The organism is Spirosoma harenae (genome assembly GCF_054776975.1).
This window is the reverse complement of record NZ_BAAHBD010000012.1, coordinates 151,680-175,047: the sequence shown is the minus strand read 5'-3', so window position 1 is coordinate 175,047 and position 23,368 is coordinate 151,680. Positions and strand designations below refer to the sequence as shown.

Annotated in this window: 22 protein-coding genes and 1 tRNA gene; 17 read left to right on the top strand and 6 right to left on the bottom strand. The window is 44.1% G+C overall.

Features of this window, described 5'->3' with window-relative positions:
• Positions 1 to 149: 149 nt before the first annotated feature.
• Complete coding sequence (locus tag ACYVE4_RS18525; RefSeq protein ID WP_461041686.1) at positions 150 to 701, bottom strand: LOG family protein; 552 nt, start codon at positions 699 to 701, stop codon at positions 150 to 152.
• A gap of 43 nt (positions 702 to 744) precedes the next feature.
• The gene (locus ACYVE4_RS18520; protein ID WP_461041685.1) at positions 745 to 2,109 is read right to left on the bottom strand and encodes a UDP-N-acetylmuramate--L-alanine ligase; all 1,365 of its coding nucleotides are present in this window, start codon (positions 2,107 to 2,109) and stop codon (positions 745 to 747) included.
• A gap of 268 nt (positions 2,110 to 2,377) precedes the next feature.
• On the opposite strand from ACYVE4_RS18520, the gene ACYVE4_RS18515 reads away from it, so the two are divergent.
• Positions 2,378 to 3,862, top strand: a complete 1,485-nt coding sequence (locus tag ACYVE4_RS18515; protein ID WP_461041684.1) for a type III PLP-dependent enzyme domain-containing protein — start codon at positions 2,378 to 2,380, stop codon at positions 3,860 to 3,862.
• Between the two features lie 87 nt (positions 3,863 to 3,949).
• On the top strand, positions 3,950 to 4,075 hold the full coding sequence (locus ACYVE4_RS18510) for a hypothetical protein (RefSeq protein ID WP_461041683.1): 126 nt from the start codon (positions 3,950 to 3,952) through the stop codon (positions 4,073 to 4,075).
• A 61-nt stretch (positions 4,076 to 4,136) separates the two neighbouring features.
• Here ACYVE4_RS18510 and ACYVE4_RS18505 read toward each other — a convergent pair whose 3' ends face one another.
• Positions 4,137 to 4,658 carry a D-glycero-alpha-D-manno-heptose-1,7-bisphosphate 7-phosphatase gene (locus tag ACYVE4_RS18505; protein ID WP_461041682.1) on the bottom strand — a complete coding sequence of 174 codons (522 nt, stop codon included), beginning with the start codon at positions 4,656 to 4,658 and terminating at the stop codon, positions 4,137 to 4,139.
• Positions 4,659 to 4,784: 126 nt separating this feature from the next.
• Positions 4,785 to 7,457 (bottom strand): valine--tRNA ligase, encoded by a 2,673-nt coding sequence (locus tag ACYVE4_RS18500; protein WP_461041681.1) that lies wholly within the window; start codon positions 7,455 to 7,457, stop codon positions 4,785 to 4,787.
• 181 nt (positions 7,458 to 7,638) lie between these two features.
• Between ACYVE4_RS18500 and ACYVE4_RS18495 the strand changes: the two genes are divergently transcribed.
• From ACYVE4_RS18495 to hisF, 5 genes are all read left to right on the top strand, one after another.
• Positions 7,639 to 8,565, top strand: coding sequence for a DUF72 domain-containing protein (locus tag ACYVE4_RS18495; protein WP_461041680.1), 927 nt, complete (start codon positions 7,639 to 7,641; stop codon positions 8,563 to 8,565).
• A gap of 178 nt (positions 8,566 to 8,743) precedes the next feature.
• Positions 8,744 to 9,331 (top strand): imidazole glycerol phosphate synthase subunit HisH, encoded by a 588-nt coding sequence (gene hisH / locus ACYVE4_RS18490; protein WP_461041679.1) that lies wholly within the window; start codon positions 8,744 to 8,746, stop codon positions 9,329 to 9,331.
• A 27-nt stretch (positions 9,332 to 9,358) separates the two neighbouring features.
• Positions 9,359 to 10,081 carry a 1-(5-phosphoribosyl)-5-[(5-phosphoribosylamino)methylideneamino]imidazole-4-carboxamide isomerase gene (gene hisA, locus ACYVE4_RS18485; protein ID WP_461041677.1) on the top strand — a complete coding sequence of 241 codons (723 nt, stop codon included), beginning with the start codon at positions 9,359 to 9,361 and terminating at the stop codon, positions 10,079 to 10,081.
• Positions 10,078 to 10,500, top strand: coding sequence for a GNAT family N-acetyltransferase (locus tag ACYVE4_RS18480; RefSeq protein WP_461041676.1), 423 nt, complete (start codon positions 10,078 to 10,080; stop codon positions 10,498 to 10,500). Before hisA ends, ACYVE4_RS18480 begins: the two co-directional genes overlap by 4 nt.
• Positions 10,500 to 11,255 carry an imidazole glycerol phosphate synthase subunit HisF gene (gene hisF / locus ACYVE4_RS18475; RefSeq protein ID WP_461041675.1) on the top strand — a complete coding sequence of 252 codons (756 nt, stop codon included), beginning with the start codon at positions 10,500 to 10,502 and terminating at the stop codon, positions 11,253 to 11,255. The genes ACYVE4_RS18480 and hisF overlap by 1 nt, the downstream gene beginning before the upstream one ends.
• Before the next feature lie 100 nt (positions 11,256 to 11,355).
• Here the strand turns inward: hisF and ACYVE4_RS18470 are convergent, their stop codons facing one another.
• Positions 11,356 to 12,252, bottom strand: coding sequence for a porin family protein (locus ACYVE4_RS18470; RefSeq protein WP_461041674.1), 897 nt, complete (start codon positions 12,250 to 12,252; stop codon positions 11,356 to 11,358).
• Positions 12,253 to 12,291: 39 nt separating this feature from the next.
• Here ACYVE4_RS18470 and gldB point away from each other — a divergent pair, with 39 nt between their 5' ends.
• Genes gldB through ACYVE4_RS18450 form a run of 4 tightly spaced genes read left to right on the top strand, consistent with a single transcriptional unit; the run spans position 12,292 to position 17,351 of the window.
• A complete protein-coding gene (gene gldB / locus ACYVE4_RS18465; protein WP_461041673.1) occupies positions 12,292 to 13,266 on the top strand; it encodes a gliding motility lipoprotein GldB in 975 nt (324 codons plus the stop codon).
• A 34-nt stretch (positions 13,267 to 13,300) separates the two neighbouring features.
• Entirely contained in the window at positions 13,301 to 15,106 is a 1,806-nt protein-coding gene (locus ACYVE4_RS18460) for an ABC transporter ATP-binding protein (RefSeq protein WP_461041672.1), read from the top strand.
• A gap of 15 nt (positions 15,107 to 15,121) precedes the next feature.
• Positions 15,122 to 15,538 carry a Fur family transcriptional regulator gene (locus ACYVE4_RS18455; RefSeq protein WP_461041670.1) on the top strand — a complete coding sequence of 139 codons (417 nt, stop codon included), beginning with the start codon at positions 15,122 to 15,124 and terminating at the stop codon, positions 15,536 to 15,538.
• A gap of 1 nt (position 15,539) precedes the next feature.
• Entirely contained in the window at positions 15,540 to 17,351 is a 1,812-nt protein-coding gene (locus ACYVE4_RS18450) for a MutS-related protein (RefSeq protein ID WP_461041669.1), read from the top strand.
• Positions 17,352 to 17,588: 237 nt separating this feature from the next.
• Here the strand turns inward: ACYVE4_RS18450 and ACYVE4_RS18445 are convergent.
• Positions 17,589 to 17,661: transfer RNA gene (locus ACYVE4_RS18445), tRNA-Phe, on the bottom strand.
• A 125-nt stretch (positions 17,662 to 17,786) separates the two neighbouring features.
• On the opposite strand from ACYVE4_RS18445, the gene ACYVE4_RS18440 reads away from it, so the two are divergent.
• From ACYVE4_RS18440 to nadD, 6 genes are all read left to right on the top strand, one after another.
• On the top strand, positions 17,787 to 19,166 hold the full coding sequence (locus ACYVE4_RS18440) for a 4Fe-4S dicluster domain-containing protein (RefSeq protein WP_461041668.1): 1,380 nt from the start codon (positions 17,787 to 17,789) through the stop codon (positions 19,164 to 19,166).
• Between the two features lie 83 nt (positions 19,167 to 19,249).
• Entirely contained in the window at positions 19,250 to 20,047 is a 798-nt protein-coding gene (locus ACYVE4_RS18435) for a (Fe-S)-binding protein (protein WP_461041667.1), read from the top strand.
• A gap of 82 nt (positions 20,048 to 20,129) precedes the next feature.
• Positions 20,130 to 20,627, top strand: a complete 498-nt coding sequence (locus tag ACYVE4_RS18430) for a hypothetical protein (protein ID WP_461041691.1) — start codon at positions 20,130 to 20,132, stop codon at positions 20,625 to 20,627.
• Between the two features lie 266 nt (positions 20,628 to 20,893).
• Positions 20,894 to 21,553: a sigma-70 family RNA polymerase sigma factor gene (locus tag ACYVE4_RS18425; RefSeq protein WP_461041690.1), complete on the top strand. Its 660-nt coding sequence runs from the start codon at positions 20,894 to 20,896 to the stop codon at positions 21,551 to 21,553.
• 492 nt (positions 21,554 to 22,045) lie between these two features.
• Positions 22,046 to 22,645, top strand: coding sequence for a guanylate kinase (gene gmk / locus ACYVE4_RS18420; RefSeq protein WP_461041666.1), 600 nt, complete (start codon positions 22,046 to 22,048; stop codon positions 22,643 to 22,645).
• A gap of 70 nt (positions 22,646 to 22,715) precedes the next feature.
• Positions 22,716 to 23,288 (top strand): nicotinate (nicotinamide) nucleotide adenylyltransferase, encoded by a 573-nt coding sequence (gene nadD, locus ACYVE4_RS18415; RefSeq protein ID WP_461041665.1) that lies wholly within the window; start codon positions 22,716 to 22,718, stop codon positions 23,286 to 23,288.
• Positions 23,289 to 23,368: the final 80 nt, after the last annotated feature.

Sequence of the window (23,368 nt, the reverse complement as noted above, 5' to 3'; positions counted from 1 at the left end):
ACAAGTGGGAGAGTAGGTAGGTGCCACCTGATGAAATAAAGTCCCTCAGTCAACCGACTGAGGGACTATTTTTTTGCCCTTATTTTAATACGAAAAAGCCGCATTTCAGGAAATGCGGCTTTTTATATTTTGTTCAAGAAATAGGGAAGTTAAATAGATTCCCAGAAATCGTTTATCATATTCAGCACTTCGTCAACAGTATTTGCAACTAGCAATAAAGCACGATTCTCAGCTTTTAGAAAACCATCTGCCACCATACGATCTAACTGCTGTAACATGAGATTGTAGAAGCCATTTGTGTTAACAATAGCCACTGGTCCATCGTATAGTTTTAATTGTCTCCACGCCAAAATTTCAAACAATTCATCAAGGGTTCCATAACCGCCTGGCAAGGCAATTACGCCTTTTGCCAATTGTACCATTTTATACTTTCGCTCGTGCATTGATTCTACAAAATGGATTTCAGTAAGGGTAGTGTGAGCCACCTCCAGATCGGCAAGAAAATTTGGAATTACTCCTGTTACTTCCCCGCCGTTTTGCAAAACGGCATTAGCTACATTACCCATCAATCCAAATCCACCACCGCCATAAATAAGGCGAATGTTACGAGCTGCCATTTCTTGCCCGAGTTCAATAGCTACTTCATTATAAGCTGGATTTGTGCCAAGACTTGAGGCACAATAAACAACAATACTTTGCATAAAAAGAGATTTAGTGGTCTTTAAGGAGCAATAGCTAATGAAATCAAACTAGTTTCTGCGCCAGATTTGGAATATCCAAGTCTCCAAACGCTCCAGAACTCATTAATAAAAATAGCTGGGCTTTATCCCGTTGGTCAATTAAATAAGCTTCTAAATCGGCTCCGTCTGTGAAAACGCGTAATTGACCTTGATCAAAAGCAGTTGTGATATCAGCCGATGTGAGAGAATCAGATATACCAGAATTTGATCCTTGTTTGTCTACAAATACCACCACTTCATCTGCAGCATCTGTCGTGTTCTTATACTGTTCCAGAAAAGTTTTACTACGACTACTTACCGTATATAATTCAATAACCGCAAGCAATTTTCTAGCAGGATATTGCTTTTTTACGGCTTCAATCGTGGCCTCAACTTTGGCAGGTGAATGAGCAAAATCTCTAAATAGAATCCTGTCCGCTCGTTCGGTAATCTTTTCTAATCGTTGGCTAACGCCTTTGAATGTAGGAATAGCTTCATAAAATTGATCTTCTGTAATGCCTATTCGGTCGCAAACGGTCATGGCACCCGAAATATTTTTCAGGTTGTGATGGCCAAATAGCTGAATTGGAATTCGTTTTCCTTGTTTCGTCACCAGAAAAGTCTGACCATTGACGATTTCGCTTGGATGGGATAAATACGGTATTTTGGTAATATCATCCCGCTCTTTCTGACCAATCACGTCAAGCATATCATCGGATTCGTCGAAGATCAGGATACCCGCTTTTGGCATTGCTTCTGCTAGCGACTCAAACTGATCGACATATTCTTCCCAGGTTGGATATAAATTAATGTGGTCCCAGGCAATTCCATTAATAAGCGCGATATGTGGCTGATAATGAAGGAATTTAGGACGTGCATCAATGGGTGATGAAGCGTACTCATCACCTTCAATAATAATTAAGGGAGCCTCTAAAGATAATCGAACAGTTGAATCAAAGCCATCGATCGGATCACCAATCCAATAATCAAAAACGCGGTTATAATGTTTTAAAACGTGTAAGATGATGGCCGTAATGGTTGTTTTACCATGACTACCCGCAATAACGACCCGCTGTTTTTGCCGGCTTTGCTGATAAATAAATTCAGGATATGAATAAATAGGAAGCCCTAATTCAATAGCTTTAATCAGCTCAGGATTGTCTTTACGAGTGTGCATGCCTACAATAACGGCATCTAAACCCATATGAATTCTGTCTGGAAACCAGCCTGTTTGTCCGGGTAGAAGTTGATGATTTTGTAATCGCGACCAGGAAGGCTCATAAATTGTTTCATCAGATCCGGTAACGCTATAACCTTGTTGCTGAAGGGCAATGGCCAAATTATGCATGGCACTGCCGCCAATAGAAATAAAATGGATAGACTGGGGCATTTGATAAATCAGTCAGTGTCGGGCAGCAAAAGTACGGCTTCTTTTTGGTTTGCCTGACGAATGTGGTGAGAGGTAAACCAATAGGCATTTAATCCTGTTTCATTTCTATAGATTTCGAATCAAATGGGCACTTTTTTCGTTGGCTATCTTGCGAATAAACTTTACTTGGAAAACCCAACTTTAGAACCCAAATTCGCGCCTGTTTTTTCACAAGTATCATTGCAACAACCGATAGCCGGACTACCCATTTTATGCGCCTAACAAAGGGATGAAGACATACTATGACCTGATTGACCAGACGTTTGAGTTTCCAACGAGAGAGTTCAACGTCGAGAACAACGAGCTGTTGTTCAATAATGTCCCGCTGATGGACATTGTCAAACAATACGGTACACCCTTAAAACTCACGTATTTACCCAAGATTACGGAGCATATTGAACATGCTAAACTGCTGTTCAAGAATGCAATGAAGCGGTATAATTACAAAGGAAGTTATACGTACTGCTATTGCACAAAGTCATCCCATTTTCGGTTTGTGATCGAGGAAGCGCTGAAGAATAATATCCATCTTGAAACTTCGTCGGCATACGATATTCCTATTATTCGGGAATTGTATAAGATGGATAAAGTGTCGAAAAGCACGTATATCATCTGCAATGGATACAAGCGCCCGCTTTACACGCAATACATTAGCGAGCTGATCAACGAAGGGTTCACAAATTGTATTCCTGTTCTTGACAACCTAAAAGAGATTGAAGCGTACGAAAATTCAATTACTGCCGATACCGTCAACTTTGGGATACGGATTGCTACAGATGAAGAGCCCAATTTCGCGTTCTATACCTCGCGGCTTGGAATTCGCTATAGCGACGTAAATGAACTGTATCGCACCAAAATTCAGCCAAATGAGAAGTTTAAGCTGAAAATGCTTCACTTCTTCATCAATACCGGTATTAAGGACAGCGCGTATTATTGGAGCGAGTTGAGCCGGTTCATGTACAAATACTGCGAACTACGGAAAATATGCCCTGACCTCGATTCGATTGATATTGGTGGTGGTATGCCGATTCAGACGTCATTCCAGTTTACGTACGATTATCAAGCCATGATCGATCAGATTGTGGAAAGTATCCAGTGGATTTGTAATAAGAACAACGTACCAGTTCCGCATATTTTTACCGAATTTGGCTCTTACACGGTCGGTGAAAGTGGCGCGGTCATTTATAAAGTAATTGATCAGAAACTTCAGAACGACAAGGAGTTATGGTATATGATCGACGGCTCGTTCATTACGCAACTACCTGATTCGTGGGGTTTGGGACAGAAGTATATCATGCTGTCGGTCAATAACTGGGATAATCCTTATCAGAAAGTTAACCTGGGCGGTCTGACTTGCGACTCGCATGATTTCTATAATACGGAAGCCCATAGCGCTGATTTGTACCTACCTATTTTCGATCAGGATGCCGAGGATCAGTACATAGGTCTGTTCCATACGGGTGCCTACCAGGAATCGCTTGGCGGATACGGAGGTATTCAGCATTGCTTAATTCCGGCTCCTCAGCACGTTATCGTTGACAAAGATGAGGAAGGTAACCTACGTACACGATTATTCGCTCCTGAGCAAAATAGCGAGGTTATGCTGAAGATTTTGGGCTATGGCGGTGCTGAACCCGGTATGACCGAATTAGAAGCTACAGAAGCGGCTGAAACACGTGAGGAAGAAGCTGAACTAATGAAGGAAGAAAATTAGTAAACGGGTAAGCGTGTATCGTACAGTTTTTGGCATTATTTTCGTTTACAGACTGACGATTAACCAAAACATCTGGACAACTATTTCATGAAAAAGCTACTGGTTCTGAGTTCTGTACTGGCGATGTTGTCACTAGGATCGTGTGCGCGTAAAGCGAATTGTCCAGCCTATGGCAGTGTACAGAAACCTGCTTCAACGCAGGTACGTGCTTAATTGAAGATTTAGACTATAAAAGGCGGCTAATCTATTCAGAATAGATTAGCCGCCTTTTTGTTTAAGCAGCGTGCTCAAGTACAAACTGTGATGCCTCTAACAGATTAGAAGCATAGCCATCGGCATCGGAAGTCGATTGCATTTCCTGAGCGATCCGCACAGTACGTACACCAACTTTTCGTCCTGCCTGAATGTCGCGGAGGGCATCACCAATCATCCAAGAGCTTTCTGGCTCAATGTTGTATTTAGCGATTGCTTTTTCGAGCAATAATGAGCCTGGTTTGCGTGTAAGCGACTCTGTATCGTATTTAGGATGATGAGGGCAGTAGTAAATATCATCGATCAATTTACCGCATTGATCCTGCAAATAATTGTAGCAGGTCATTACATCGTCGCGTGTATATAAACCCTTAGCAATACCTGCCTGATTGGTAATAACAATGAGCAAATAGCCTGCTTCTTTTAACAAGCGTAGTGCTTCAGGTACACCGTCAGGAATAATAAAATCTTCGACCCGGTAGACATAATCCGTCCGGTCTTCGTTTAAAACCCCGTCGCGATCAAGAAAGATGCACTTGTTCATGAAGATTGAATGTGGTTATATGAAAAGCAATAATGCAATTATTTAACCAAATAATTGCATTATTGCTTTAAAATTTATTATTAAAATTACTAAAATCTATCCTAAGGAAGTAATTCGCAGACTGTTCTAAGCGCCAAGATCTTGTAGACGTTGCTGGAGGGCCTGGATTTTTGCCTCAGCGTCAGCCAGTTTCTGTCGTTCCCGATCAACGACTTCCGGCTTAGCGTTGGCTACAAACTTCTCGTTAGAAAGCTTCTTGAGCGTCGAATCGCGGAAGCCGATATTATACTCTAATTCTTTACGTGTAGTCGCTATCTCCTGTTCTGTATCAAGTTCGCCAGCGACATTGACGAAGAACTCATCGCTTTTGATCAGAAAAGAAATTCCCGGCGTGGATTCGCCCGGCGTTTTTTCCTGAACATAACTAATTTCAGAGACATTCGCCATTTTGCCAATCAACGATTCCAGCGGCTTAAACCGTTCTGCGGAAGCGGTTTTAATAGCCAATGGTAATGCAATCTTTGGTGAAATCTGTTTGGCATTACGCGTATTCCGGATGTTCGATATAATCTCAAACAGCGTGTCAAAATCAGTCAAAGTCTGATTATCAACAGCACCGGCTTTGGGAAATGGAGCAATACAAATGCTATCACCCGCTTTTCGTTCACGAATGTCCTGCCAGATTTCTTCGGTAATAAACGGCATAAATGGGTGAGCCAGACTCATCAGTCGTTCGAAGAAATTGATTGTTGCGTCGTACGTAGCACGATCAATTGGCTGTTCAAAACCGGGCTTGATGAGTTCGAGATACTGTGAGCAGAAATCATCCCAGATCAGCTTGTAAACTGCCTGTAATGCGTCGGAAATACGGAACTTACTGAAATCATTCTCAATTTGAATGAGGGTTGCATTCAGTTTCGATTCAAACCACGTAATGGGTAGAGACAAGGCATGCCTTGTCTCTACAGGTGTCGTACCTGTATTGTCATCGGCAATTGTCCACCCTTTTACCAATCGGAATGCATTCCAGATTTTATTGCTGAAATTACGCCCTTGCTCAACTAGCTTTTCATCGAACAACAAATCATTTCCAGCGGCAGAACTGAACAGCATTCCAGTTCTTACCCCATCAGCGCCAAATTGCTCAATGAGGTTAAGCGGATCGGGTGAATTACCGAGTTGTTTCGACATTTTACGACCGATCTTGTCGCGGACCATCCCTGTGAAATAAACATCCTTGAAAGGACGCTCACCTCGGTACTCGTATCCGGCAATGATCATTCGGGCAACCCAGAAGAAAATAATATCAAAACCCGTAACAAGGGTGTTGGTCGGATAATAGTAGTTGATATCAGCATTGTCGGGATCTTTCAACCCGTCGAATACCGAAATTGGCCAAAGCCACGAAGAAAACCAGGTATCTAAAACGTCTTCGTCCTGCGTCAGATCGGCTTCAGTCATGGCAAAAAGTAACATTTCGTGCTGTACTTTTTCCAGCGCTTCGTGCTTGTTCTTCGCTACGATAACCGTTCCGTCCTGCATGTAAAAGGCAGGAATACGTTGACCCCACCAAAGTTGTCGACTAATGCACCAGTCGTGCGGATTTTCCATCCACGAGCGATACATGTTCTTAAACTTCGATGGGTGAAGTTGAACCGTATCGTTCATGACGTTCTCAAAAGCTGGTTTCGACAACTCGTCCATTTTCAGGAACCATTGCATTGATAGCTTAGGCTCAATCACGGCACCCGTTCGCTCAGATGTACCAACGTTCGATTTATAATCTTCCGTTTTGACCAAGTTTCCGGATTCTTCCAGCAGCTTGATAATCGCTTTCCGAGCCGCAAAACGATCCATACCGACGAGAATCTGCGCTTTTTCATTCAGCGTACCATCATCGTTGATCGTATCGATTACTGGCAGATTGTGCTTAACACCTAGCGCATAGTCATTAGGATCGTGCGCAGGAGTAACTTTTAATCCACCCGTACCGAAATCCATCGTTACATAGTCATCGGTAATGATGGGAATCTCACGGTTGATGAGCGGAATCAATGCTTTTTTGCCATGCAGATGTTTATACCGCTCATCGGCTGGATTTACGGCAATGGCCGCATCAGCCATGATCGTCTCCGGTCGAACTGTGGCGATTGTAATGTAATCTGCTTCTCCTTGCTCCTTGCTCCCCGCTATTTCGTATCGGATATAGACCAGTTTTTGCTGTATTTCCTTCGTGATAACTTCTTCGTCAGAAACCGCCGTACGACCTTGCGGGTCCCAGTTCACCATACGAACACCCCGGTAGATTTGCCCTTTGTTATATAAATCAACAAATACGTCGATAACCGAATCATATAGAGCGGGTTCCATAGTAAATCGCGTACGATCCCAATCGCAGGAAGCGCCGAGTTTACGAAGTTGCTGAAGAATGATTCCGCCGTATTTGTGCGTCCATTCCCAGGCGTATTTCATAAATTCTTCGCGTGTAATGTCCTGTTTGCTAATGCCTTTTTCTTTCAGCATCGCAACCACCTTAGCTTCAGTCGCGATACTGGCGTGGTCGGTGCCGGGAACCCAACAAGCATTTTTGCCTTCCATACGCGCCTTCCGGATTAATACATCCTGAATCGTATTATTGAGCATATGGCCCATGTGCAACACACCCGTCACGTTTGGCGGAGGTATTACGATCGTGTAAGGCTCACGATCATCGGGTGTTGACTTAAAAAACTGGTTATCAAGCCAATATTGATACCACTTTTCTTCAATTTCCTGGGGGGCATATGTTTTCGAAATCATACGATCAATAGAAATCTGGTTTGATTTTTGCCATTTTATAAGAACGACATGGTAAAAACCAACGCTGGAATTACGGATAAAAGACAAAATTAGCTAAATTGGATAGGGCGAAAAAACGAAAGCCTGTCTTTGACCGTTTTACTGCAATACTTCCGCTTCGGCGGGCTGATTTAAGTAGCCTATGGAATTCGGAAAAATACATAACCTCGACGCCGTTAATCTTACCTTACCCCCCGGTGCGGCTTTCAACGCGCGTATCTGGGCAAGTGTCGAACCAACAAATCGTCCGACCGTATTTATTGGCGGGCCGATCTGGGCGAATAAAGATTACGTCGGCAAAGTATATCCCTTCAATGCAAAAGAGCGGGATTTTCTGCATTATTACGTACGTCAGTTCAATACGATCGAACTAAATCTGACGCATTATCAAATACCAACGGCCGGTATGATTGAAAAGTGGAAGGCCGAAGCGGCTGGTTCCCCCGATCGTCCGAGTTTTACGTATTGCCCGAAATTTCCACAAATTATCAGCCACGAGCGCCAACTAGTAGCCACAGAGCTGTTAACGGAAGAGTTTGTTAATGCCGTATTGAGTCTGGAAGAATTTCTGGGAATGGCTTTTCTTCAACTTCCACCTGCGTTTGGGCCTGATAAATGGCCGATATTGGAAGCTTATCTGAAAAGTTTGCCCGATGAATTAGATGTAGCTGTTGAATTCCGCCATCCGGATTGGTTTAGTAAAGCGACGGTTTGGCAGCAAACTCTTGAAAGGCTTTATTTACTTCGCCGTCACGTAGTTATTACTGATGTAGCCGGTCGGCGCGATGTATTGCATATGGGTTTGAGTAGCCCGGTTCTGACGCTACGGTTCATTGCCAATGAAGGGCACCCGACCGATTACATCCGCACCGATGCCTGGATACAGCGGCTCAAAACCTGGTTCGAAAAAGGCTTACAAACTGCGTATCTGTTCATTCACGGCGGTGGCGAAAACGATACGGCTCCCGAACTGATTCTATACTGGATTCGTGAATTGAATAAACATTGCGGTCTAAATTTGCGTGAACCTGTGTTACAACCTAAGGTCGTACAGGGGAGTTTGTTTTGATTTAAAGACGCAAGCCTTTACCTTTGCTTCATGACTTCGCAAGCAATTCATCATCGGCATTATCATTCTGGGCGGTAACGCAGCAGAGCGAGATGCACGTGTTTGTGAGTTTAGAGAGATAATCCTAATTACACAATATACAAAGCCCGGTTCTGCTAACGAGCCGGGCTTTTGCATTATGAAAACGGTTATTATTAAATATAACGCGGGAAACGTTCAGTCGGTCATGTACGCGCTGGAGCGGGTAGGAGCCAGCTATTTGCTTACAGATGATGAAGCTGAAATTCGGTCGGCAGATAAAGTTATTTTTCCGGGCGTGGGCGAAGCCAGCACGGCAATGGCCTATCTGCGCGAACGCGATTTGGATAAACTGATTCCGTCGCTGAAACAGCCTGTGTTAGGAACCTGCGTCGGTATGCAGCTCATGTGCCGCTATTCTGAAGAGAACGACACTACCTGCATGGGAATTTTCGATATTGACGTTCGACGATTTCCAGCTAAACCGGGCTTTAAAGTACCGCATACAGGCTGGAATAGTATTCATAACCTACAGGGGCCGCTTACAGAAGGTTTGTCAGAAAATGCTTATGTCTATTTTGTCCATAGCTATGCAGCTGATGTATGCTCAGAAACGACGGCTGTTTGTGATTACGTCCGGCCATTTAGCGCTATGCTGCATCGCGATAATTTTTACGCAGCCCAATTTCACGCTGAAATCAGTGGCGATGTTGGGCAACAGATTCTGGAGAATTTTTTGAAATTATAAGGCGGCTAAACCCCATATACCAGTAACATGTACATAATTCCCGCAATTGACCTTATCGAAGGGAAAGCCGTTCGCCTAACGCAGGGCGACTATAATCAGAAGAAAGAATATAATGCTCGTCCGCTGGAGGTAGCGCAACAATTTGAAGATGCCGGATTGACTCGATTGCATTTGGTTGATCTGGACGGAGCGAAAGAAAAACGGGTTATCAACTGGAAAGTGCTGGAATTGATTGCATCCAAAACTCATTTGCATATTGATTTTGGCGGTGGCGTTCAATCGGATGAGGATTTGCGAGTTGTATTTGAATGCGGAGCTAAACAGGTTACGGGCGGTAGTGTTGCGGTAAAGCAGCCCGACGTAATGGAACGTTGGCTTTCTCGACACGGCTCTGAATCAATCATTTTGGGGGCTGATGCCAAAAATGAAAAAATCGCCGTCAGTGGCTGGGAAGAATCAACCGAAGTTTGGGTCTATGATTTTGTAGAGAAATGGGTGGAAAAAAGAATCAAATATGTCATCAGCACGGATGTAGCGAAAGACGGTCTATTGCAAGGACCTTCGTTCGATTTGTACCGGAATCTACAGGATCAGTTTCCTAAATTAAATGTCATTGCCAGCGGTGGAGTCAGTAATATGGCAGATATCGAAACCTTGGCCGATATGAATGTCTTCGGCGTTATCGTCGGTAAGGCGATCTATGAAGGGCGAATTTCGTTGAAAGAATTGAGCAAATTCATTGAACAATGAACGAGGAATACACGATAAGTGCCGATAAAACCAAACTTGATTTGGATGTTATTCATCGTTTTCTGAGCCAGGAAGCGTATTGGTGTCTGAATATTCCGCTTGAGGTTGTCCAGCGCTCAATTGAAAACTCGATTTGCTTTGGTGTATATCGAGGAGATAAACAAGTTGGTTTTGCCCGAGTCATTACCGATTTAGCTACGTTTGGCTATCTGGCTGATGTATTCATTTTGCCGGATCATCGGGGAAAAGGCCTATCGAAACAGATGATGGCTTTTATTATGGCTTATCCACCTTTACAAGGTTTGCGCCGGATGATGCTGGTTACGCTGGATGCGCATGGATTATATAGCCAATTCGGCTTCCAGCCGGTTGATAATCCTCAAAATACAATGTCTATCAAAGCTTTTATTGCTTACTAATGCTTACCAAACGGATTATTCCCTGCCTGGATATTAAAGACGGGCGGACTGTAAAAGGAACCAACTTCGTAAACCTGCGCGATGCTGGCGATCCCGTTGCCTTGGCCGCAATCTACGCCGAGCAGGGCGCCGACGAACTGGTTTTCCTGGATATTACCGCTACTGTCGATGAGCGAAAAACCCTTATTGAGTTAGTTCGAAACGTAGCGCATACGATCAATATTCCGTTTACTGTCGGTGGAGGGATTTCATCTGTAGCCGATGTATCTGCGTTACTAAACGCTGGAGCCGACAAGATTTCCATTAATTCATCAGCTGTTCGCAATCCTGACTTGGTCAATCAGTTAGCATTGGAATTTGGTAGTCAGTGTGTCGTCGTAGCCATTGATACACGCTATGTCGATGGTGAACACATTGTGCATACACACGGTGGTCGTAAGCCTACAGAATTGCGTACGATTGCCTGGGCAAAAGAAGTAGAAGAAAGGGGAGCAGGTGAACTTCTATTAACCTCAATGGATACCGACGGCACGAAAGCAGGTTTTGCGCTTGAATTGACCGCACATATTTCGGGAACGGCTAACATCCCCGTGATTGCATCGGGTGGAGCTGGTTCAATGGATCACTTTGTGGATGTGTTTACAACGGGCAAAGCTGATGCAGGATTAGCCGCCAGTATTTTTCACTTCAAAGAAATTGAAATTCCAGCCTTAAAGGGGTATTTGCGTGAGAAAGGAATTGAAATGCGAATCTAATTTTTTGTCATGCTGACGCAGGAAGCATCTTAGCGTTCCATAGCTTGACTATCTGGATACCTTAAGATGCTTCCTGCGTCAGCATGACAAGAACGGTCTGTCAAAACTTAAAGCCTAAATCCAGCGAAACAACCCGGCTTTTAGATACTAGTTCGCTACCCCGAGCAATATTAATCAGTCCGCGCTGATAACTCATTCCTAGGTTAAATGCATTGTTCTGATTGATTTTGTATTGAATCCCCGCGCCGAGCAATAACTCAATATCCCCAAATCCGTACTGACGCTGATTTCCGCCACTTTCAGCGGTGTACAAACCATTTCGGGCTTGGTCTAACGCTTTCTCCGCCAGCTTAATACTTAACAAACCACCTGTTTGCACGTATAAGCGCATGTTCGGAGCGATGTTATTCGCAAACATTTTGGCTGTTAACGGAATTTGCAGGTATTGCAGATTATAAACGGATTCTTTGGCTGGTGCGCTAGGATTCCAACGAGTTTCGCCAAACGTACCAGGCATCTGAAAACCAGACCGTTTGATCGTATACCAAAGCCCTGTTCCGAATGCGTAACGATCTTTAAAGAAAAAATAATCGAGCGAAGGCCCGACACTCATCCGAACACCTGCGCCGTTCGTACGAAAACCTAAGTAATTGCCTGTTCCTTCGGCAGTATTCATATCAAGTGAAGGAGCAAAGTGGATGCTCATCTCAATAAGATGCGTTGTCCATAAATAATCAGGGCCAGCGCCGTAGCCATTGTTTTCTGTATCAGACGACTGATTTTGCTTGCGACGGCGACGTTTGCGATCATCGTCATAGTCGCGTCGATTTTGATCCTGGCCGTCGTAATTGTCGCCCAGAATTTTACGGAATCGCCTTTCGGTGACGCTCGATTCCTTTGTACGCATATTGTATAGAGCAGGCGAAGAAGATTGTGCCCAACCAACGCCAGTCGTGAGCAGAATCAAAATCATCCCGAACCCTGCAACTTTTTTCATAATTTTGCACGTTTTCTATATTGAAAACTTCTGATTTGCATGCAACTACGGACAGCCCTTGCGGGGCTTTTTTGCTTGTTTTTACTGGCTTCGTGTACAAAAAACGAAGAGGTTACGCTTATCCGATTCGATCAAAAACTCTTTTCCAATAAATCGGCTGATAGTGTCAAGGCATTATTAAACCGAAATCCGTCTATCGCTCAATTGTACTTTAACGCGAATGGAGCCGGAAATGATACAACTGTTGTCAATGGATTGATAAACCGGATCAATAATCCGTCGCTCAACGAATTTAATAATCAGATTCAGGACCAATTTGGCGACCTCTCTGACTTACGTAAACAATTAAGTGAAGCCTTTACAACGATTAAAAAAGACTTTCCAGACTTCAAATCACCCAAAATTGCTACGGTTGTCACTGGATTTATGGGTCCTGATCTTGTCGTCTCAGATAGTCTAATTGTTATTGGCCTTGACTATTTTGTTGGGCCGAAAGCAAAATACCTACCGCCCAAAGATGAATTTCCACAGTACATTTTACGTCGCTACGACAAAGATCATCTTGTTCCCGCAATAATCTTTGCCATCTCTGACAAATACAATGCCACAAACCGGGCCGATCAAACGATGATTGCCGATATGGTCTATTACGGGAAAGGGTACGTATTTACCAAAACGATGTTGCCAAACGTAGCGGATAGCCTCGTCATCGGTTACTCTGACAAACAACTGACCCAAACGTTTAATGCGCAGGATCTTGTTTGGGGACATTTTATTGACAACCAGCTTTTATACCAGACAAATCCGGCGATTAAGCAACGATACATGAACGAACGCCCTTTTACGGCCGAAATCGGAAAAGATTGTCCTGGCGCGATTGGTCGGTGGTTGGGCTGGCGGATTGTGGGTATGTATCACGATGAACATTCAAACGTTAGCATCACTGACCTGATGCGAAACGCAGATGCCCGGCAGATTTTTGAACAGTCGGGATATAAAGGACAAAAAGAGTAAAGAGGCATCCTATTGCGTCTCTACAAGAAAAGAAATGGCAAAACGAGGACGAAGCTTTGGCGAAGAAGCCAGTGAAGCAGATAAAAAGAAATACACGCGCGAGGATTACAAAAAGACCTTACGCGTATTTCGATATGTAAAACCTTATCGAATGCAGTTCGTGATCGGGTTTATTTTCCTGATTTTATCGACGACGACGACGCTAAGTTTTCCGGCGTTGATTGGTCAGGTAACGAGCGTTATTCAGGGAAAATCGCCCTTTACACTCAATCAGGTTATTTTGATATTTGGGGGAATCCTGATTTTACAGGCTGTTTTCTCCTTCTGTCGAATCTACTTTTTCGCGCAGGTCAGCGAGCGGTCAATGGCCGACGTCCGACGCGATGTATACAGCAAAATCATAACGCTACCAATTCCTTTTTTCGAGAAACGGCGCGTGGGTGAACTCACCAGCCGACTCTCGGCCGACGTATCGCAGTTACAGGATGTCCTATCTATTACCCTGGCTGAACTTTTCCGGCAAGTCGCTACGCTGATTGGTGGTACATTGTTTATCCTATACGTCTCCTGGAAGCTGACACTCTTTATGCTGGCGACGTTTCCGGTGATTATTGTAGCGGCCATATTTTTCGGACGATTTATCCGCCGACTGTCGAAACAGGCGCAGGATCAACTGGCCGCAGCTAGTGTGATTGTGGAAGAAACATTGCAATCGATTAATGTAGTGAAAGCGTTTACCAACGAACGCCTTGAGATTGGTCGTTATGGTGCGTCATTACAGAAAATGGTTAATATAGCTCTTAAAACGGCCCGTTTTCGGGGTGTATTTGTGTCGTTCATCATTTTCGCGATGTTCGGTGGAATTATGGGCGTGGTCTGGTATGGCGGTAGCTTGGTCCAATCCGGCGAAATCCCCTTTGCTGATTTGCTGACCTTTATTTTCTATACCGCTTTCATTGGCGGCTCCGTAGCGGGGATGGGTGATATGTATGCGCAGGTGCAAAAAACAGTAGGCGCATCAGAACGGATTCTGGAAATTCTGGATGAACCATCCGAAGTGAATACGGCCGACGAATTGCCTTTGTTTGTTCCTGTTCAAGGCCATGTAGAATTTAGTGATGTACGGTTTTCATACCCATCTCGTCCTGAATTACCTGTTCTGAAAGGAATTTCGCTGAATGTAGCGGCAGGCCGAAAGATTGCGTTAGTCGGGCAGAGTGGAGCTGGGAAATCAACTATCGTACAATTGCTCATGCGCTATTACCCGATCAGTGGTGGACAAATTACAGTTGATGGCCGCGATCTGTCAAGTTTCAACGTGACGGAGTTACGGAAGAACGTTGCCGTCGTTCCGCAGGAGGTTATGTTGTTTGGCGGTACGATTCTGGAAAATATTCAATACGGTAAACCCGGTGCTACGGAGGCTGAAGTGCGTGAAGCAGCTCGTAAGGCTAATGCGTTGCAGTTTATCGATTCATTTCCAGAAGGCTTACAAACAATTGTTGGCGAACGGGGCGTTAAATTATCGGGTGGACAGCGGCAACGCATTGCCATTGCCCGCGCCATTTTAAAAGACCCCGCCATTCTGATTCTGGACGAAGCAACGAGTTCATTAGATGCCGAATCGGAACGGCTCGTTCAGGAAGCTCTGGATGAATTGATGCAAAATCGGACGACGATAATTATTGCGCACCGGCTTGCAACGATTCGGAAAGTAGATATGATTTATGTGTTGCGCGAAGGTCAGATCGCTGAATCAGGTACGCACGATGAGCTGGCTATCCAGGAAGACGGTATCTATGCGAATCTGGTTAAATTGCAATTCGAACCGATTGAATAAAAAGAATCAATAGTTATGTCACTGGCTTCTAAAACCCTGAAAGACTTCAACCTCCGCCATACAAATGGGCGTGAGGAGGTACTTGATTTGTTCCTGAGTGCCGGTCATGCACTGGCGCACAACGATATAGAAAGCGGCCTCGGTCCCGATCATGATCGAGTAACGATCTACCGCACTCTTCGAACTTTCTTGGATAAAGGATTATTGCATAAGGTATTGGATGATGAAGGCGGTACCAAATACGCGCTCTGCCGCGAAACCTGCACCGACGGACATCACCATCACGACCACGTACATTTTAAATGCGAAGCTTGTGGCCAAACAACTTGTTTAGATAAGGTTAGTATTCCATCTGTTGCCTTACCTGAAGGCTATAGCCGCAAGGAAATGAACCTGTTAATTCAGGGTGTTTGCCTCGATTGCAACAAATAGAATGACTCCCGAAACCCTTTTTCCTCAACGTCAGCAGCAATTTATTGAAGCTGAAAAAGCAGCTCAACGACAGTTTAATCAATTGGCCTTTGCGCGCCTTGTGTGGTTCGTAGGTAGCGTTGCGGCTATTTGGCTATTTATTCGACTAGATCAGCAACTTGCTGCTATTGCTAGCTTGTTAATTGGTATCGTCGGGTTTTTAGTTCTGTTGAAAAGACATCAAGCTGCTCGACAAAAGCGCGATTTAAATCAAAAATTAGCCTTTATCAATCAGGACGAAGCTGCCCGTCTGAAACGCCAATATCTTCGGCCTGAAACGGGCGAGCAATTTAGTAGTCCAACGCACTATTATTCTGGCGATTTAGACGTATTCGGCAAACATTCACTTTTCCGGCTGCTGAATCGGACGCATACCTACGAAGGACAGAATCGATTGACTAACTGGCTCAAATCGCCATCTGCACCTGATGCGGTGCGATTACGCCATCAAGTAGTCGCTGAGTTAAAACCTCAGATTGATTGGCGACAAGAGTTTGAAGCATTGGCCTATGTAGAAGAAACGGTAAGCCACTCTCCGGCTAATCTTGTTAAATGGGCAAATGCTGAGATTACGCCTTTGCCTGGCTATATGGCTATTATCCGGTTTTTATTTCCGGCCATCACGCTGAGTTTATTCATAGCCTGGCTGGCGGGCTATATTCCTGGTACAGCTGTTTTATTAAGCTTAGCCGTGCATGGATTGATCCTTAGTCAAACTTCAGCCCGTGCTAAAGAAGTCAGTGAACAAACGTTTGAGATTTCGACAGCCCTGCGTTCCTTTCGGTCTCTATTTGAGAAAGCTGAACAGTTAAAAAGCGATGCTATTCGGCTACAAGCTATTCGGAAGGCGTTAACATCTGACGATCAATCCGCTTCAGAAGCCATTGGCAAATTGTCAAGACTAACCGAAGGGTTAAATTATCGGCGTAATCCCTATTTCTATTTGTTTTTCGGAATCGCCACACTTTGGGATATTCACTATTTATATCGGCTCGAATATTGGCGTAAAACGCATGGTCCCCATCTTGGTCGCTGGTTTGAGGCTTTAGGTGAACTGGAAGCATTGAATAGTCTGGCTGGTTTTGCGTTTGCGCATCCCAGTTATGCTACTCCCGATATCGTCGATGATGAATTTGTACTGGATTTTACAGCTGCGGCTCATCCGTTATTAGCGCCTGACCGTAGTGTCGCTAACTCCCTAAAATTGACTGGCTCCGGACAAACTGTGTTGATTACTGGCTCAAATATGTCTGGTAAAAGTACTTTCCTACGTACTGTTGGTGCAAATGTTGTACTGGCGCTTGCAGGTGCCGTTGTCAGTGCCGAACGATTCTGGTGTTCACCCGTTCTGGTGTTCACAAGCATGCGTACGCAAGATTCGCTTGAGGAAAGCACATCGTCTTTCTACGCTGAACTGAAGCGCCTACAGACGCTCATCCAGCAGACAAAACAGCACAATAAGATTCCTGTTCTCTACTTTCTGGACGAAATTCTGAAAGGAACCAATTCAGCAGATCGCCACCGAGGTGCAGAAGCATTGATCCGTCAATTGCATCAGACAACCGCTTCCGGCTTTGTATCAACGCATGATCTTGAACTGGGTCAGCTTACAGATGCAGATAATTTCGTCAGGAATTTTCACTTCCAGTCAGACCTCCAGAATGGCGAACTTATTTTCGATTATAAGCTGCGCAACGGCATCTGCGAAAGTTTCAATGCCAGCCAACTCATGCAAGCGATTGGTATAGAAATGAATGCGGTTCAGAAACAGTAAAGGTTAATTTCCTGCGCCTTTACGTTTTACTATTTTCTCCATTGACAAAGGTTTTCTTTTAGGAGATACACTACTTGCTAGATGTATCGAAAACGCTATATTTGCCAAGTGATAAATAGTATGCTTGCATACTATTTAGGTGAAGAATTAGTTAATATAAACCTAATGAATAGTAAAGCGGTTGCAAATCAGTATAATAAAAAAAGCCTCCCCAATTGGGAAGGCTTACGTTAGCGGTGGTGATGGACGGAATCGAACCGCCGACACAAGGATTTTCAGTCCTTTGCTCTACCAACTGAGCTACATCACCGAAACGTGGGTGCAAAAGTACGGATTCTGTCCCTTTTTGCAATAGGTTGATCAGAAAAAATTTAAATAATAGCATTCATCGAATCTACTTGGTTGATTCTCAGATGAAATAAATTGTGGTTTCGCATGGAGATTGTTCAACAAATTTTGTTCGTTATAGCGCTTGGCGCAACGGCCTGGTATATAACGAAACGCGTTCGACTCATTAGTCGAGCGATCAAACTCGGTCGGCCAGAGAATCGGTTTGATCATGCGGATGAGCGACTGAAAACAATGTTGCTGGTTGCTTTCGGTCAGAAGAAGATGTTTACCAATCTGTTGGTTGGTGTCATGCACTTTGTGATTTACGCAGGTTTTCTGATTGTCAATCTGGAAGTTCTTGAAATCATTTTAGATGGTATTTTGGGTACGCATCGTCTATTTGCGCTTTATATCACGCCGATTTATCCACTCCTGATTGCTGTCTTTGAAATACTAGCTGTAGGTGTCTTAACTGTTTGCGTTGTGTTTCTCTGTCGCCGGTTTATAGCAAAAGTCAATCGATTTCAACCAGAACGACATCGCGAAATGACTCGCTGGCCACGTACCGATGCCGCTATTATCCTAATCGCTGAAATTCTGCTTATGATTGCGTTCTTAACCTGGAATGCATCAGATAGCGTACTTCGTGACCGAGGAGTTGGGCATTATGGAGAATTGCGAGGTATCGTACCAGACTTTTTAATTAGTCAGTTTCTGAAACCGCTTTTTACCAATTTTAGTGACACGGCTTTGATGGTGTATGAGCGCGTGGCTTGGTGGGCTCACATTCTAGGTATTCTGGCTTTTGCGATTTACGTCACTTATTCAAAACACCTACATATCGCTTTGGGCTTCCCAAATGTCTATTTCTCTGATCTGCAACCGAAGGGCGAAATGCAGAATATGCCTGAGATCACAAAGGAAGTACAACTTGCTTTAGGATTACCTGTTACAACCGAAGCGGATGGATCTCAAGCAAACGATAATGGTGAGCAGCCAGCAGAAATTGGTCGATTTGGGGCTAAAGATGTGCAGGATTTGAAATGGATTAACCTCATGAATGCGTATAGCTGTACAGAGTGTGGACGCTGTACAGCCGCTTGTCCGGCAAATATTACGGGGAAAAAATTATCACCCCGTAAAATCATGATGGACACTCGTGACCGACTTGAAGAAATTCAACGTGGGTGGCAAGCAAACGGATTTGATTACAAGGATGATAAATCGCTTCTGAACGATTACATAACGGCCGAAGAACTCAACGCCTGTACAACTTGCCAGGCTTGTGTAAATGCCTGTCCAATTAATATCAATCCGCTGGATATTATTCTGCAATTGCGTCGATACAGAGTAATGGAAGAATCGCAGGCACCCGCGTCTTGGAATGCGATGTTTAGCAATATTGAAAATAATATGGCTCCATGGAAATTCTCACCAAGCGATCGTTTCAACTGGGCCGAGCAAGTTAATGAACCTGTAAAATGAAGTTATAGAGTTGTAAGGTACTAGAGTTAGAACAACTTTTCAACTCTAGTGCCTTACAACTCTATAACGCTACAACTCACTAAATGGAATCAAAAACATATACCGTCCCAACTATGGCTGATATGGCTGCGGCTGGCGACGAACCGGAAATTTTATTTTGGGTAGGTTGTGCAGGTTCGTTCGACGATCGATACAAGCGCGTTACAATCGCCTTCGTCAGAATTTTGAATCACGTAGGAATCAAGTTTGCCGTGTTAGGTCCGGAAGAAACCTGTACGGGTGATCCTGCACGTCGGGCTGGAAACGAGTTTTTGTTTCAGATGCAGGCGGTATCCAATATTCAGGTGTTGAATGGCTATAATGTCAAAAAAATCGTGACGGCTTGTCCGCATTGTTTCAATACGCTAAAGAATGAATATCCTGAGCTGGGCGGTAACTATGAAGTAATTCATCATTCGCAGTTCCTACAAGGCCTGATTAATGAAGGGAGAATTCGGGTTAAAGAAGGCCAATCGTTCAAAGGACGTAAGATCACGTTTCACGACTCCTGCTATTTAGGGCGAGCGAACAAAGTGTACGAAGCTCCACGTGAGGTTCTGGCTGCTTTAGATGCGGATTTGGTCGAAATGAAGCGCGTTAAGGCCAACGGCCTATGCTGTGGAGCTGGTGGAGGACAATATTTTAAAGAACCGGAACCCGGTAAAAAAGACGTAAACGTTGAACGTACCGAAGAGGCTCTTGCTACGGGCGCTGATACGATCGCGGTTGCCTGCCCTTTCTGCATGACAATGATGTCGGATGGAGTCAAGAATAAGAACCGCGAAGATTCCGTCCGTGTCTTCGATATTGCGGAACTCATCGCCCAGAAAGAAGGACTTTAAAACAATTATGAGTGATGAATGATAAGTGATGAATTATTTTCTGGAATTTATCATTCATCACTTATCATTCATCGTTAAAGTAATGTACATCGATTTTGATAATCTGCCAGATCATGCCCGTGTGTGGGTTTATCAGGCTAATCGTGCGCTGACAGATAGTGAAGTAAACACGATTCAGGAATCGCTACAATCGGCACTAAATCAGTGGGCTGCGCATGGACAGCCGTTGCTGGCATCCGCAAAAGTGGTTGAGAATCGATTTGTAGTTGTAAGCGTCGATGAAGGATATACCCTTCCTAGTGGTTGTTCGATTGATTCATCGGTACGTACGGTGCAAACAATTGGCACTCAGATTGGTGTAGGTTTCTTCGATCGGTCAGCCGCTGTTCAGTTAGCTGATGGATCGTTAACCACGTTTGCTTTACCTGCTATTAAAACTGCTGTTATAGATGGCGTACTAACACCTGACACAATTGTGTTTAATACACTGGTGAAAACGAAATCGGAGTTTTTGGCAGACTGGCGTATTCAAGCAGCCAACTCGTGGTTAAAGCGATATTTTAAGCCTACTACTGCCTAAAAAGTTAGTAAATAAACAAAGGCCGATCAGTCGCCACCTATCTTGGAGCGATTGATCGGCTTTAACATTGTCAGGAAGTGAAACGTTCCCTGCCAAATAGTCATATTTACTAAGTTTTAAACATACTTTTTAAACAAAGGATTAATTTTTGCAGTCACTTTTAATACATCTCAGCGATTTGGTTCGGGTAATTATCGAATTCGTTGAGTGTTGCCGATAGGATACGGCAATTAACTCTTATTTTTATGGCGACTATTCCCGAAGTTATGTCAGATACGCCAACCCGCGACGACGACCAATTGTTACCCGACAGCAATTCTGCCGAGCAGCCCCTGGCTGATACGCCAGCCCGCGGCTATACTGATGAGCAGAAGTATCAGATTTTTAACAAAGAGTTTATGCCCCACATAGACTCAATGTACAACTTTGCCTTCCGGCTAACAATGGACGAAGATGATGCGAACGACCTGGTACAGGATACGTACCTTAAGGCGTTTCGGTTCATTTCATCCTTTGAGCAAGGAACTAACGCAAAGGCATGGCTGTTTCGGATTCTGAAGAACAGCTTCATCAACGATTATCGGAAAAAAAGTAAAGAGCCGGCAAAGGTAGATTATCAGGATGTTGAGACAACCTATAACTCCGAAGATGCTGAATCTGAACATACGGTCGACCTCCGGGCCGAATCCGTTTCTGACCTGATCGGCGATGAAGTCGCAACGGCTCTAAACTCGTTGCCCGTCGATTTCCGAACGGTCATTATTCTCTGCGACATCGAAGGATTCACGTATGAGGAAATGGCCAAAATCCTGGATATCCCGATTGGCACCGTTCGATCCCGTTTGCACCGAGCCCGCAACCTGTTGAAAGAAAAATTACGCGATTACGCATCTTCGATGGGCTATAAAGAAGAAAATGAGGAATAAACCGAACTTTTTCTAAGTCAAAATTGGTTCTGCTAATAACTTATTCTTTATAAATATTCTTGGAATAAATTAAACTTTTCCAATGCAAACGCCGTTGCCATCCTCGTCGGGCACTAAGCCAGAGATGAAAGAACATTGCAGTCACCGGGCAGACTGCCTGAAGCTAATTCAGTTGATTTTGGATGGAGAAGCCACCGAACAACAACTTGTTAGAGTAAAAGCGAATCTTGAATCCTGCAAGCCCTGCATTGAGATGTATCAACTCGAGCAAGAGGTTAAAGAACTGTTAACCAAACGAATAGAGAAAAGATGTTGCCCAGATCAATTGGTAGCAACGATTAAATCTAAAATTCTAAGTTTTAGTTAGTAGTAACCTGACGAAATTAGGGTAATTAAGGAAATGCTTTACGTAGGCACCCTTAATTACCCTAATTAATTTTTTAAAGAGTTTGTAGTTTGTAGTCAGACTACAGGCCGTAAACCAATCATCACTTGGACGGTAAGCTTATTATTTTTTCAGCCCCTTCAGGATCAGGGAAAACGACCATTGTTAAGCATTTGCTGGCCGAGAATACTAATCTCGGCTTTTCCATTTCAGCCTGCACCCGCGATCGCCGGGGGAGAAGCGAAGAAAACGGGAAAGATTACTACTTTTTGACCCCTGAAGAATTCAAGCAAAAAATCGACGATAATGAGTTTGTCGAGTGGGAGGAAGTGTATACTGGCGCTTTTTATGGCACCATGAAGTCAGAAATTCAGCGCGTCTGGGATAGTGGCAAACACGTGCTGTTCGATGTAGATGTGCAAGGCGGGCTGAAGCTAAAAAATTTTTACGGCGATAAAGCCTTAGCCGTATTCGTGAAAGTCCCTGATGAAGATACTCTTCGCCAACGGCTAATTGGCCGAGGTTCCGAAACCGAAGAAAGCCTATCCCGACGATTATTTAAAGTCCATTTTGAAATGAGTTTCCAGGATCGGTTCGATGTAATTTTAATGAACGACGATCTGGAAACGTCTCTGCAAAAGGCGCAAAAGCTAGTCGATGATTTCGTAAATAATAATCAAGTACCAGCAAAAGGAACGGTAATATAGCATGGGGGCAGAGAGCATGGAGCGGAGGGTAATCTTTGCCCCATGCTCTCTGCCCCCATGCCCTCTGCTTATGAAAATCGGCTTATTCTTCGGTTCGTTCAATCCCATTCACATCGGCCATCTGATTATTGCTAATACGATGGCTACAACGACTGATTTGGAGCAGGTGTGGTTTGTTGTATCGCCCCAGAATCCGTTCAAGAAAACGAAAAGCCTGCTGCACGAATTTGACCGACTCGATATGGTCGAGCGTGCCATTGCTGATAATAGTCGGCTGAAAGCGACCAATATTGAGTTCTCCATGCCCAAGCCCAGCTATACGATTGATACGCTGGTGCGGCTAAGCGAAAAATACCCTCAGCATACTTTCCGGTTAATCATGGGCGAGGACAATCTGGAGCAATTCGCCAATTGGAAGAACCACGATAAGATTCTGGAATACTACGGGCTGTATGTGTATGAGCGCCCACGTTCAGTAGAAAGTCCATTTAAAACACATGCTAACGTTCTGGTAGTTAATGCCCCTTTACTAGATATTTCAGCAACCTTTATTCGCGATAGTATCCGAGCGAATCGCTCCATTCACTATATGGTGCCCGAAGTAGTCGAGGAAATGATTGAGCGGAAAAAGTTTTATTTGTAGGGGTATATATACAGCGCTTTTGTCATGCTGACGCAGGAAGCATCTTAAAATATTCCTATTCTCGAGTCAGGAAATTGTAA